Source organism: Xanthomonas sp. NCPPB 3582, assembly GCF_041475735.2.
Lineage (GTDB): Bacteria > Pseudomonadota > Gammaproteobacteria > Xanthomonadales > Xanthomonadaceae > Xanthomonas > Xanthomonas codiaei.
The window spans coordinates 649704-662788 of sequence record NZ_CM192968.1 but is presented as its reverse complement, the minus strand read 5'-3'; the positions used below and the strand labels follow the sequence as shown (position 1 = coordinate 662788).

Annotated in this window: 12 protein-coding genes; 9 read left to right on the top strand and 3 right to left on the bottom strand. The window is 69.2% G+C overall.

The window, feature by feature from the left end:
- Window positions 1–18: 18 nt before the first annotated feature.
- The 3 genes from rsmB to def form a co-directional block, all read right to left on the bottom strand.
- On the bottom strand, window positions 19–1329 hold the full coding sequence (rsmB, locus tag ACCQ05_RS02770) for a 16S rRNA (cytosine(967)-C(5))-methyltransferase RsmB (RefSeq protein ID WP_228964458.1): 1311 nt from the start codon (window positions 1327–1329) through the stop codon (window positions 19–21).
- The gene (gene fmt / locus ACCQ05_RS02765) at window positions 1329–2252 is read right to left on the bottom strand and encodes a methionyl-tRNA formyltransferase (RefSeq protein ID WP_104542274.1); all 924 of its coding nucleotides are present in this window, start codon (window positions 2250–2252) and stop codon (window positions 1329–1331) included. Before fmt ends, rsmB begins: the two co-directional genes overlap by 1 nt.
- A gap of 380 nt (window positions 2253–2632) precedes the next feature.
- Window positions 2633–3145, bottom strand: coding sequence for a peptide deformylase (def, locus tag ACCQ05_RS02760; RefSeq protein WP_228964457.1), 513 nt, complete (start codon window positions 3143–3145; stop codon window positions 2633–2635).
- A gap of 131 nt (window positions 3146–3276) precedes the next feature.
- Between def and ACCQ05_RS02755 the strand changes: the two genes are divergently transcribed.
- The 9 genes from ACCQ05_RS02755 to ACCQ05_RS02715 all read left to right on the top strand — a co-directional run bounded on the left by ACCQ05_RS02755 (window position 3277) and on the right by ACCQ05_RS02715 (window position 13066).
- On the top strand, window positions 3277–4413 hold the full coding sequence (locus ACCQ05_RS02755) for a LysM peptidoglycan-binding domain-containing protein (protein ID WP_228964456.1): 1137 nt from the start codon (window positions 3277–3279) through the stop codon (window positions 4411–4413).
- Window positions 4414–4484: 71 nt separating this feature from the next.
- Entirely contained in the window at window positions 4485–5621 is a 1137-nt protein-coding gene (dprA, locus tag ACCQ05_RS02750; RefSeq protein ID WP_228964455.1) for a DNA-processing protein DprA, read from the top strand.
- A gap of 43 nt (window positions 5622–5664) precedes the next feature.
- Window positions 5665–6138: a DUF494 family protein gene (locus tag ACCQ05_RS02745; protein ID WP_003484452.1), complete on the top strand. Its 474-nt coding sequence runs from the start codon at window positions 5665–5667 to the stop codon at window positions 6136–6138.
- A gap of 40 nt (window positions 6139–6178) precedes the next feature.
- The gene (locus ACCQ05_RS02740; protein WP_372392849.1) at window positions 6179–6901 is read left to right on the top strand and encodes a pilin; all 723 of its coding nucleotides are present in this window, start codon (window positions 6179–6181) and stop codon (window positions 6899–6901) included.
- Window positions 6902–6942: 41 nt separating this feature from the next.
- Window positions 6943–8220 (top strand): RDD family protein, encoded by a 1278-nt coding sequence (locus ACCQ05_RS02735; RefSeq protein ID WP_372392848.1) that lies wholly within the window; start codon window positions 6943–6945, stop codon window positions 8218–8220.
- A gap of 180 nt (window positions 8221–8400) precedes the next feature.
- Entirely contained in the window at window positions 8401–10893 is a 2493-nt protein-coding gene (locus ACCQ05_RS02730; protein ID WP_228964452.1) for a DNA topoisomerase I, read from the top strand.
- 8 nt (window positions 10894–10901) lie between these two features.
- Window positions 10902–11465 carry an L-threonylcarbamoyladenylate synthase type 1 TsaC gene (gene tsaC, locus ACCQ05_RS02725; protein ID WP_228964451.1) on the top strand — a complete coding sequence of 188 codons (564 nt, stop codon included), beginning with the start codon at window positions 10902–10904 and terminating at the stop codon, window positions 11463–11465.
- 183 nt (window positions 11466–11648) lie between these two features.
- The gene (locus ACCQ05_RS02720) at window positions 11649–12425 is read left to right on the top strand and encodes a DUF4124 domain-containing protein (RefSeq protein ID WP_228964450.1); all 777 of its coding nucleotides are present in this window, start codon (window positions 11649–11651) and stop codon (window positions 12423–12425) included.
- Entirely contained in the window at window positions 12422–13066 is a 645-nt protein-coding gene (locus ACCQ05_RS02715; protein ID WP_372392847.1) for a DUF4124 domain-containing protein, read from the top strand. Before ACCQ05_RS02720 ends, ACCQ05_RS02715 begins: the two co-directional genes overlap by 4 nt.
- The last annotated feature ends 19 nt before the right edge of the window (window positions 13067–13085 follow it).

The following is a 13085-nucleotide window of genomic DNA, read 5'->3' as shown; positions in this document are numbered from 1 at the left end:
GCGCTGGGCTGAGCGCGGTCAGGAGGCTTTTAGCAAACGCGCGTAGAAGAATCCGTCGCAGTGCTGCTCACCGGGGAAGCGTTGCCGCCCCGGGCCCGCCGCATGGCCGAACTGCGCACCCAGCGGTTGCGCCCGGGCATCGGGCGTGCGCTGCAGGAATGCGGCGATCTGCGCCTGGTTTTCGCGCGCCAGCAGCGAGCAGGTGGTGTAGAGCAGCTGCCCGCCGGGCCGCAGGGTGCGCCAGGTCGCATCCAGCAGGCGCGTCTGCAGCGCACACAGCGCATCGATATCGTCGGCCCGGCGATGCAGCAGCACGTCCGGTTGCCGACGCACCACGCCCGTGGCCGAGCACGGCGCATCCAGCAGCACAGCGTCGAAGGGCGCACCGTCCCACCACGCCGCCGGGTCGGCGGCATCGGCCGCGTGCAGGCCGACCTGCGCCGTCGGCACGGTGCGCTGCAGGGTCTGCTGCACGCGCTCCAGACGGCGCGCATCCACATCCAGCGCGGTGAGCTGCAGCGCGGGGTACCGCTCCAGCAGATGCGCCGCCTTGCCGCCGGGCGCGGCGCAGGCATCGAGCACGCGGGCCGAGGGGTCCAGCGCCAGCGCATCGGCCACCTGCTGCGCAGCGCCGTCCTGCACCGAGACCACGCCGTCGGCGAAGCCCGGCAGCTGGCTCACCGGCACCGCGCCCTCCAGCCGCAGCGCATCCGGCAACACCGGGTCGGTGTGCGCAGCGATGCCAGCCTCGGCCAGCCGCGCCGCATAGGCCGCCGGATCGCTCTGCCCGCGATGCACGCGCAACCACATCGGCGCCATCTGCGCGCTCGCCACGAAGATGGCCTCGGCGCGCTCGCCCCAGTCCGCGCGCAGCTGCTTGCGCAACCACGACGGCCAGCCGGCATCGTCGGCCACCGCGGGGAACCCTTCGCGCTGCGCGCGTCGCAGGATGGCGTTGACCATGCCGGCCTGGCGCGGCCGGCCCAGGGCGCGGCAGGCGTCCACGGTCGCCGACAGCGCCGCGTGCGCGGGCAGTTGCAGCACATCGAGCTGGGCGAAGCCGGCCATCAGCAAGGCCTTGAGTTCGGCGTCGCGCGGCGGCAGCGGGCGCTCCAGCCATTGCCGCAGCGCCACGTCGTAGGCCGGCCGGCGCCGCAGCACCGCGAAACAGATCGCCTCCACCAACGCGCGGTCGCGCGGATCGGCCAGGCCGGGCAGCGCCGTGGCCAGCTCGGCCTTCAGCGAACGGCCCTGATCGAACACCGCCGTCAGCACCCGCGCCGCCACCAGGCGCGAGGCGACGCCGGCGGCCACCGTATCGGCCGCCATCAGCGCAGCGCCGGCAGGTCGCGGCGCGCGTTGAGGTAGTCGGCGGCGGTGATCGCCTTGCCGCCCTCGCGCTGCAGGACGCGCACCCGCAAGGCGCCCTGCCCGCAGGCGATGTCGATGCCCTGCTTGCTGGCGGCCAGCAGCGTGCCCGGCGGCTGTTGATGCGCCAGCTCCAGTGCCACCGCGCCATGCAGGCGCACGCGCTCGCCGGCCAGGATCGCCTCGGCCACCGGCCAGGGGTTGAACGCCCGCACGCGCCGCGCCAGTTCCTGCGCCGGCTGCGCCCAGTCCAGCCGCGCCTGCGCCTTGTCCAGCTTGTGCGCGTAGGTCACGCCTTGTTCCGGCTGCGGTTGCGCCACCGGACGGATGCCGGCACGCAGCAGCCCCAGGCCGTCGGACAGCACCTGCGCGCCCAGCGCGGCCAGGCGGTCGTGCAGTTGGCCGCCGGTTTCCTGTTCGCCGATCTCGATGCGCTGCGACAGCAGCACCGGGCCGGTGTCCAGCCCGGCCTCCATCTGCATCAGGCATACCCCGGTCTCGGTATCGCCGGCTTCGATCGCGCGCTGGATCGGCGCGGCGCCGCGCCAACGCGGCAGCAGCGAAGCATGCACGTTCCAGCAGCCGTGGGTGGGCGCGGCCAGCACCGCCTTGGGCAGGATCAGCCCGTAGGCCACCACCACCATCAGGTCGGCGTTGAGACCGCGCAGCGTGGCCAGCGCCTCGGGCGAACGCAGGGTCTGCGGCTGGTGCACCGGAATACCGCGCGCGATCGCCTCCAGCTTGACCGGCGACGGCGTCAGCCCGCGCCCGCGCCCGGCCGGACGGTCGGGCTGGGTATAGACCGCGACCACTTCATGCCGCTGTGCGGCAGCGCGCAGCGAGGCGACGGCGAACTCCGGCGTACCGGCGAAGACGATTCTCATAAGGGGATTCGGGATTCGGGAGTGGGGATTGGCAACAGCGTGGGTCGCGGACGGAGGCCGGGCCGGGGTGCCGGTGCGGATTGGATACGAAGGTCGGGATCAAGGGCGGAAAACCGGTGCGGCCATGGGCGCACGCGCGGCCTGGATACCGGTGCGGCGGGAAACCGTCCTGGCGCATGCGGGGTGGCCAGTGCCGCGTCCGGGTGCCCGCCGGCGAACGCCGCTGCACGCGGGCCTGCGACCAGCAAAGCACTGCAGCACCACTGCGCGCTCATCCGCCTCTGCCGCACCGCACAGGCTCGGAACCAGGCTCAGACATTCAACAGCGCAAGCTGAGCCGCGTCTGCCAATCCCCAGTCCCGACTCCCCAATCCCCGCCCTCAAGCCACATGCTTGCGCATCTTGGCCAGTTTCTTGCGCACCATCTCGCGCTTGAGCGGCGACAGGTAATCCACGAACAGCTTGCCGTCCAGGTGATCCATCTCGTGCTGGATGCACACCGCCAGCAGGCCGTCGGTGTTCAGCTCCTGGGCCTGCCCCTGGCGGTCGAGATAACGCACGGTGATCGCGTCGGCACGGCTGACGTCGGCAAAGATGCCCGGCACCGACAGGCAGCCTTCCTGGTAGACCTGCTCGCCCTGCCTGGCGACGATTTCGGGGTTGACGAACACCTGCGGGGCGTTCTTTTCCTCGCTGACGTCGATCACCATGAAGCGCTTGTGCACGTCCACCTGACTGGCGGCCAGGCCGATGCCCGGCGCCTCGTACATGGTCTGGAACATGTCATCGAGCAGCGTCTGGAACGCCGGGCTGACGACCTCGGCAGGGTCGACCGGCACGGCCTTGGTGCGCAGCCGCGGGTCCGGAAATTCGAGAATAGGGAGCAGAGCCATGCGATTACCCGTCAGGGAACACCGGCGCGGCGCCGGCAAGACGGTGTCATTCTAGCGCAATGCTTGCGTGGCGCCCCGGTTTCTGGACTATAGTGCGCGGACCTGTTGGGGAATCAGGCAAGAAGGCACTCATGTTGAACCGACTTCGTACGGTCGTCGCTGCGGCGATGCTGACCGTCGCGACCTACGCTGCCGCGCAAGCGGTGGGCGAACATCCAGACACCTATGTGGTCCGCAAGGGGGATACCTTGTGGGACATCGCTGGGCGTTTCCTGCAAAAACCGTGGCTGTGGCCGGAAATCTGGCAGGCCAATCCGCAGATCCAGAATCCGCACCTGATCTACCCGGGTGACGTGATCAGCCTGGCCTACCTGGACCGCGTCGGCAAAGGCACCATCCAGCCCGGCCCGCGCCAGGAAGCGCCGATCAACGCCATTCCGCTGGCCGACGTCGAGCCGTTCCTGAAGAACCTGCGCGTGGTCGAGGACTTCGATCAGCTGCCTTACGTGGTCGGCCTGGAGGGCGGTCGCTCGCGCGCCACCACCGGACAGGTGGCCTATGTGGTCGGCCTGGAAGACGCACAGCCGGGCCAGCGCTTTGCGGTGGTCCGCCCGACCGTGAAGTTCAGCCTGCCCAAGCACAACGAAGACCTGGATGCGGCCGGCAACACCACCGCCGGCGCCGGCAACATCTGGAAGAGCTTCATTGCGCCGAGCACGCGTCGTGAATCGCTGGGCTACGAACTGGCGCAGGTCAACGTGGGCACCATCACCCGCAGCGCGGCGGGCGGCAACTCCAAGGCGGCGACCCTGCTGTTGCAGGACAGCGGCCGCGAGGTGCGCGCCGGCGACCGGATCGTGGCGGTGGAAGCGCAGCCCTACGACCTGCAGTTCATTCCGCACCCGCCCTCCGAACAGGCGCTGCAGACCGAACTGCGCGTGCTGGCCATCTCCGACGCCTTCATCGTTGGCGGCACCCGCGATGTGATCGCCATTTCCGGCGGCGCCCGCGAAGGCATCAACAACGGCACGGTGTTCTCGATCTGGCGCAAGGGCCGCACGGTCAGCGACCGCGTCAAGCACTCGCGCTTCTCGCGCACCGACGACGGCTTCAGCGGCCCGGCCGGCTCCACCGTCGGCCTGCCTGACGAGTACGCCTCGCACGCGATGGTGTTCCGCACCTATGACAAGGTCAGCTATGCGCTGGTGATGGAAAGCGTCAAGCCGACCGGCCTGGGGTATTTCGTCAAGCATCCCGACGCGCAGTAAGCGTCAATTCCGATGCGGTAACGCGACGGCGCCTGAGGGCGCCGTCGTCGTTTGCGGACCAGGCTGTGCGCATGGCCCAGACCGATTCCGACCTCCGCGCATTGCTGATCCTGCTGCTGGCTGGCGGCCGCAGCCCGCCCCGCCGCGCACTGATGAGCGCCCACGCCAGCCCGTCCGACATCCTGGCGGCCGGGCCCGACGCCTGGCGCGCGGCAGGCTGCGATGCGCTGCAATCGGAACGGTTGCAGTCGCCCGACCCGCACACGCTGGATGCAGCGCTGCGCTGGTGCGAACACGCCGGCCACCATCTGATCGGCTGGCACGAGCCGGACTACCCGGCGCTGCTGCGCCACATCGTCAACCCGCCGCTGGCGCTGTTCGTGGACGGCGATCCCAATGCGCTGTGGCACCCGGGCGTGGCCGTGGTCGGCAGCCGCTCCGCCACCGCCGGCGGACGCGATCACACCCGTGCCTTCGCATCGAGCCTGGCGGCTGCAGGGCTGGGCATCGTCAGCGGGATGGCCGCCGGCGTGGACGCGATCGCACACGAAGCCGCACTCGCACAGCCGGACGGCATCACGGTGGCGGTGGTGGGCACCGGCGCCGACGTGGCCTACCCCGCGCATCACCAGGCATTGCGCGAGCGCATCGCCGCACGCGGCGCGGTGGTCAGCGAATACCTGCCCGGCACCGGCGCGGTGGCGGCGCACTTCCCGGCCCGCAACCGCATCATCGCCGGGCTGGCCCTGGGCACCGTGGTGGTGGAGGCAGCGATGCGCTCGGGCGCGCTGATCACCGCGCGCCTGGCCGCGGAGGCCGGACGCGAGGTCTTCGCCCTGCCCGGCTCGCTGCACAACCCGCTGGCGCGCGGCTGTCATCACCTGATCCGCCAGGGCGCCACGCTGGCGCAGGACCCCGCCCAGGTCATCGAGGGCCTGCAACTGCTGTCGGGCGAACTGGCCACCGCCTTGCGCGAGCGCCTGGCCGCCCCCATTCAACTGTCCAGCACGACATGTCGCGCCACGCCCACCCGTTCGGACCCCGACTACCAGCGCTTGTGGCAGGCGCTGGGCCACGACCCAACCCCTATGGATTGCCTGGTTGAACGCACCGGATTGACGGCCGCCGCGCTGTCCTCCATGCTGCTCATCATGGAACTGGAGGGAGACGTGGTCACCGAGCACGGTCGCTATACCCGCAATCCCTAGTTTCTTCACCTCCACAGCGTCGCGCGACGCAGGCCGAGGGGCAATGAAAGAGAGCATTCTCGATGTACTGCTGTACCTGTTCGAACATTATTTCAGCGAAGACGCGGACCTGGTCCGTGACCGTGACTCGCTTCAGAACGGCCTGATCCAGGCCGGCTTCAGTCCCGCAGAAATCAGCAAGGCCTTCGACTGGCTGGACGCGCTCTCCGAGCAGCGGCCAAGTGTCGCGCGTCCGCACGTCGATGGGCCGGTGCGGATCTACCATGGCCCGGAGCTGGACAAGCTCGATGTGGATTGCCGTGGGTTCCTGCTGTTTCTCGAACAACACCGCATCCTCGATGCCGACCAGCGCGAGCTGGTGCTGGACCGCGCCATGGCGCTGGACCAGGACGAGCTGGACCTGGACGACCTCAAGTGGGTGGTGCTGATGGTGTTGTTCAACCAGCCGGGCGCAGAAGCGGCCTATGCCTGGATGGAAACCCAGATGTTCCTGGACGAGCCTGAACCCGTACACTGAAGGCTGAAGCCGCCACGGACGTGCGTGCGAGGGGACGGGGATGAGCAGTTGGTATTACGCCGAAGGCAACCGCCAGCGGCGTGGCCCGGTGACCGACGAGGTCCTGCGCGGCCTGTATCGCGATCGCCAGATCGCCCTGGACACCCTGGTCTGGCGCGAAGGGCTGGCCCAATGGCGGCCGCTCTCCGCCTGTGCCGACGAACTCGGCCCGCCGCTATCCACCGACCTGCACGCGGCACCGCTCCCGCCACCACTGCCGATCGCCGCAACCGGCATTCCGCAGGCTTCCTCCGTCGCTGCACCGCCCTACTCACCGGCCAAGAGCCCGGGCTGGCCGCTGGTGGTCGTGCTGGGCGCGGTCATCGGCGGCCTTGTCGTGGTGGCCGTGATCGGCATTCTGGCCGCGATCGCCATGCCCGCCTACAAGGACTACCTGACCCGCGCCAAGGTCACTCAAGCGGTGTCCGCACTGGCGCCCCTGAAGCCGCAGATCGCCGACTTTCTCGCCCGCGAAGGCCGCTGCCCGGTCAATGGCGACACCGGCTTCCAGGCGCCGGAGCAGTACGCGACCGATGTGCTGGCCAGCGTGCAGATCGGTCGCTTCGATACCACCGATTGCGGGATCGAAGCGCTGCTGCGGTCGCCGGATTCGCCCAAGATCGACGGCAAGGCGCTGTGGCTGGACTTCGATGCCGATGCCGGTCGCTGGCACTGCAGTTCCGAGATCGACGACCACCAACTTCCGCAGCAGTGCCGCGGCTGAGTGGCCGCTGCACGCAGATCGCACCATCCAAGGGGACATCAATGACGCAGTGGTATTACGCAGACGCACAGCGGCAACGCCAGGGACCGGTGGACACGGACACGCTGGTCGCGCGCCTGTCGCAGGGTCTTGTCGACCGTAGCAGCCTGGTCTGGCGCGAGGGTCTGCCGCAGTGGGTGACGCTGGGCGACGTCGCGACCGAACTGGGCCTGGACGCGCCGATGCCGGCGCCAGTAGCGCCGGCCGCCGATGCGCCAACGGTCGCGTTGACGAAGGTGGCCTCCCCGGCAGCAGACACATCGGCTGCCGATGCCCCAGCGCAGGAGTGGTCGCGGCCGGGGGCCCCTGCCGTGGCCGAGCCGCAGGCGCCGGCGGAGCCGGCTGCCGCCGCGGCCAGCACCCCCGCAGCGCCGGCAACCGCGTCGCCGCTGCCCGGCGCGTCCGCGCCAGACCCGTTGCAGACCGCCTCTTCCCCGACCACGACGCAGTCCCAGACCGCGGTCAGCGGGCCGGTCGCGCCGGACAACGATGCTGCGTGGTCCAGTTCGCCTGGTGCATCAGACGCGACCGTGCAGCCGTCCACCTCGGCGGCGGCCGCATCCCCACTCCAAGCGCCACCGGCCGCCACGCCATTGCCGACCGCCTGGGATACCCCAGCCAGCTCCGCACCGGCCGCCGGCAGCGCGGCGCCCGACGCGCCGGTCGTCTACGCCGGCCTGTGGCGCCGCGTGGCGGCCAGCATCCTGGACAGCCTGGTCACCACCTTCGCGGTCTACCTGATCGTGATCCCGCTGGTGTTCGTGCTCGCCTTCGGCGCCGGGCTGAGCGATGCCGGCTCCGCGCTGGACGATGGCAGCGCGCTCGGCATTGCGCTGCTGGTGCTGTCCTACGGCATCGGGCTGGCCATCCCCACGCTGTATTTCGCCTGGATGCAGTCCAGCCGGCTGCAGGCCAGCCTGGGCAAGCTCGCCTGCGGGATCAAGGTGGTCCGCGCCGACAGCCATGGCGCACGCGTCGGCTTCTGGCGCAACCTGCTGCGCTACCTGGCCTACATGCTGATCAGCGTGCTCACCCTGGGCATCGGTGTGGTCGTGGCGGCCTTCATGGCCGGCATGAGCGCGCGCAAGCAGGCCCCGCATGACAAGGTCTGCGACACCCTGGTGGTGGACCGCTGGGCCTTCACCGACCACCCGGAGCTGCAGTCCAAGGGTCTGGACACGGTTTCGATCGTGGTCCTGGCCATCTACGGGCTGCTGCTGGTGGTCTCCATCGTGGTGGTCGGCCTCATGCTGGCGACGATCGGGATGAGCCAGAGCTAGCGGTTGGCGGCACCGACCGCTTGACACGGCGCCGTCCGCCGTGATCTTTCTAAAGACAACTGAACGCCCGGGAGCACTTCCCGGGCGTTAACGTGTGGGAAACGGCCGTTCTGCTTCCCTCGACCGGCCAATTAGGCCACGCTACCCGCCCCCCGGGCTCTGCCCCAAGAAGTCGCCACCATGCCCAAGCACCTGCTCATCGTCGAATCGCCCGCCAAGGCCAAGACGATCAATAAATACCTCGGTAAGGACTTCACCGTCCTGGCCTCGTATGGGCACGTGCGCGACCTGGTCCCCAAGGAGGGCGCGGTCGATCCGGACAATGGGTTCGCGATGCGCTACGACCTGATCGAGAAGAACGAGAAGCACGTCGAAGCCATCGCGCGCGCGGCCAAGGGCGCCGACGACATCTTCCTGGCGACCGACCCGGACCGCGAGGGCGAGGCGATCAGCTGGCATATCGCCGAGATCCTGAAAGAGCGCGGCCTGCTCAAGGACAAGCCGATGCAGCGGGTGGTATTCACCGAGATCACCCCGCGCGCGATCAAGGAAGCGATGGCCAAGCCGCGCGCGATCGCCGGCGACCTGGTGGATGCGCAGCAGGCGCGCCGCGCGCTCGACTACCTGGTCGGCTTCAACCTGTCGCCGGTGTTGTGGCGCAAGGTGCAGCGCGGGCTGTCGGCCGGGCGCGTGCAATCGCCGGCGCTGCGCATGATCGTCGAGCGCGAGGAAGAGATCGAAGCCTTCATCGCGCGCGAGTACTGGTCCATCGATGCGCAGTGCCGGCATCCCTCGCAGGCCTTCAATGCACGGCTGATCAAGCTGGACGGGCAGAAGTTCGAACAGTTCACCATCACCGACGGCGATACCGCCGAGGCGGCGCGGTTGCGCATCCAGCAGGCCGCGCAAGGCGTGCTGCACGTCACCGACGTGGCCAGCAAGGAGCGCAAGCGCCGCCCGGCCCCGCCGTTCACCACCTCCACGCTGCAGCAGGAGGCCTCGCGCAAGCTCGGCTTCACCACCCGCAAGACCATGCAGGTGGCGCAGAAACTGTACGAAGGCGTGGCGCTGGGCGACGAAGGCTCGGTCGGCCTGATCAGCTATATGCGTACCGACTCGGTGAACCTGTCGCAGGACGCGCTGGCGGAAATCCGCGACGTGATCGCGCGCGACTTCGGCACCGCCTCGTTGCCGGACCAGCCCAACGCCTATACCACCAAGTCCAAGAACGCGCAGGAAGCCCACGAAGCCGTGCGCCCGACCTCGGCGCTGCGCACCCCCGCACAGGTGGCGCGCTTCCTGTCCGAGGACGAGCGCCGCCTGTACGAGCTGATCTGGCGCCGCGCGGTGGCCTGTCAGATGATTCCGGCCACCCTCAACACCGTCAGCGTGGATCTGTCGGCCGGCAGCGAACATGTGTTCCGCGCCAGCGGCACCACCGTGGTGGTCCCGGGCTTTCTGGCCGTCTACGAAGAAGGCAAGGACACCAAGAGCAGCGAGGACGAGGACGAAGGCCGCAAGCTGCCGTTGATGAAGGCCGGCGACAACATCCCGCTGGACCGCATCGTCACCGACCAGCACTTCACCCAGCCACCGCCGCGCTACACCGAAGCGGCACTGGTCAAGGCGCTGGAGGAATACGGCATCGGCCGTCCGTCCACCTACGCCTCGATCATCCAGACCCTGCAGTTCCGCAAGTACGTGGAAATGGAAGGCCGCAGCTTCCGTCCCACCGACGTGGGCCGCGCCGTGTCCAAGTTCCTGTCCGGGCATTTCACCCGCTACGTGGATTACGACTTCACCGCCAAGCTCGAAGACGACCTGGATGCGGTCTCGCGTGGCGAGGAAGAGTGGATCCCGTTGATGGAGAAGTTCTGGGGCCCGTTCAAGGAACTGGTCGAGGACAAGAAGGATTCGCTGGACAAGACCGATGCCGGCAGCGTGCGCGTACTCGGTACCGATCCGGCCAGCGGCAAGGAAGTGAGCGCGCGCATCGGCCGCTTCGGCCCGATGGTGCAGATCGGCACCGTGGAAGACGAGGAAAAGCCCACCTTCGCCTCGTTGCGCCCGGGCCAGAGCATCTACTCGATTTCCATCGAGGATGCGCTGGAACTGTTCAAGATGCCGCGCGCCCTGGGCCAGGACAAGGACCAGGACGTCAGCGTCGGGATCGGCCGCTTCGGCCCGTTCGCGCGTCGCGGCAGCGTGTATGCGTCGCTGAAGAAGGAGGACGACCCGTACACCATCGACCTGGCACGCGCGGTGTTCCTGATCGAAGAGAAGGAAGAGATCGCGCGCAACCGCGTCATCAAGGAATTCGACGGCAGCGACATCCAGGTGCTCAACGGCCGCTTCGGCCCGTACATCAGCGATGGCAAGCTCAATGGCAAGATCCCCAAGGACCGCGAGCCGGCCTCGCTGAGCCTTGAGGAAGTGCAGCAGCTGCTGGCCGACACCGGCAAGCCGGTGCGCAAGGGCTTCGGCGCCAAGAAGGCCACGCTCAAGAAGACTGCGGTGAAGGATTCGGCGCCGAAGAAGACCGCCGTCAAGAAGACCGCGGCCAAGCCTGCTGCCACCAAGACGGCGGCCAAGAAGGCACCGGCCAAGAAGGCCGCCGCCAAGAAGGCGACCAAGCGTGTGGTCAAGAAGACCGCGAGCAAGGCGGCAGGTTGAGCCACGCCATGGATCGCGTACTCAGCCTGGATGGCGCCGTCGCCGCGCTGCGCGAGGGCGGCGTGATCGCCTACCCCACCGAGGCGGTGTGGGGGCTGGGCTGCGACCCGGCCCGGGAAGCGGCCGTGTTGCGGCTGCTGGAGATCAAGCGGCGTCCGGTGGACAAGGGCGTGATCGTGGTGGCCTCGGATGTGGCGCTGTTGCGCGATTGGGTCGACCTGGACGCGCTGGAACCGGCCCGCAGGCAGGCCGTGCTGGCCAGCTGGCCCGGCCCGAACACCTGGATCCTGCCGATCACCGACCGCGCGCCGCGCTGGGTCACCGGCACGCATGACGGGTTGGCGGTGCGCATCAGCGCGCATCCGCTGGTGGCGGCGCTGTGCGCGGCCTGGGGTGCACCGCTGGTGTCCACCAGCGCCAACCTGGCCGGGCAGCCGCCGGCGCGCAGCCGCGACGCGCTGGACCCGGCCCTGCTGACCAGCATCGACGGCGTGCTGGCTGGCGACGTCGGCGGGCAAGCCCAGCCCACCAACATCCGCGATGCGCGTACCGGCCAGGTCCTGCGCGACTGAGGCCGCGCCGGCTTGGCCAACATGAGGGATCACGCTGCGGTGCACGGATGACGACCAGTACCCGCTGCCAGGATGAAGCCGCATCGGGCCCGGCACCACCTCTCTACCAGACCACACGCGCGTCGCGCCCTGGCGGCCAGCCCCACTTTGCGGCACGGCCGCCGAGCGCGCACACTCAGAGCCATGCGCACTTTCCCGATCTTTCTGTTGCTGGCCTGTGCCTTGCCTGTGTCGGCAGCGAACACGGCCAGCAAGCCTGACCCGAACGTGCGGGTCTATCGCTGCGTCAGCAGCACCGGCACGGTTGCCCTGCAGGACGCGCCGTGCAGTAGTGGGCGCCAGCAGGTGTTGGACATGCAGCGCCCGCAGGATCCGCCAGCGCGCCCGCCACGCCCGGAAGCCCCGGCACCGGTTGCCGCGCCGCCCGCGCGCGAGGTCCGCATCGTCACCGTGCAACCGCCGCAGCCGATGTACGAATGCACCACCGAAGACGGCACCCGCTATACCAGCGACAGCCCGGAAGGCAATCCGCGCTGGGTGCCGACCTGGGGACCGGCCTATGTGGGCAACGGCATCGCCCCGCCTCCGCCACCTGCCGGCACCCTGCGCCCGCCGCTTCCGGTCAGCCCGCGCCCCGCGATCTCGGTGCAGGGCAGCTCCGGACGGGGCGGCGGCGGCATCCGCGGCAGTGCCAGCTTCGGCAGCGACGCTTACCAGGGCCGTTATCAGGGCAACTATCAAGGCGGATATGGCGGCACGGTGATCGTGCCCTACGGCAATGTGCAGGTCCGCGACGAATGCCATGCGCTGCCCGAGCAGGAAGTGTGCGCACGCCTGGCCGACCGCCGCTGGGAGCTGATCCGTCGCTATAACAGCGCCCTGCAGAGCGAGCGGGTGGAACTCAGCCGCGAACAGCGTGGCATCGAAGCGCGCCAGCAACGCGACTGCGGCGGCGTATGAGCCGCATGCGCCTGGCTGCCCTGCTGGCGATGGCCTGGGTGTCATCGGGCGGCAATGCCCAGGACGTGGCCATCTACCGCTGCACCGATCCCAGCGGCGCGCTCACGGTGCAGAACATGCCGTGCCCGAAGGGCATGCAGCAACAGAAGAAGCTGATGACCGCACCGGTCGCCGTGCCGTTCGCACCTGGCACACCGCCTGCGCCTGCGCCTGCGCCGGTGCGGACGGCACCGGTTGCGCCAGCGCCGCCGGCCGCCGCGCCTGCCGCCCCCGCACCAGCACCGATCACATCTACGTCCACACTTCCTCCACCACCGCTGTTCGAATGCACCGCGCACGACAACGGCCGCTATTTCACCGAAGACCGCGAACCGGCCACGCGTTGCCTGCCGATACAGACCACCAACCTGGCCGGCGGCCCGGCAACCGGTGGCGGCAGTGCCTGCGAAGTGGTCACCGACCGCTGCGCACCGGTACCGGACCAGAGCCTGTGCGAGGCTTGGCGCAAACGCGCCGAGCAGGCCGAATCGAGCTGGCGCTTCTCCGATGAAGCGCAATCGGCCGAGCGCAAACAGCGCTACGAGCAGATGCGGCGCGTGCTGGAGGAAAGCCGCTGCGCCAATCCCGCGGCCACGCCTTGACGGATATTGCGTCCGTGCA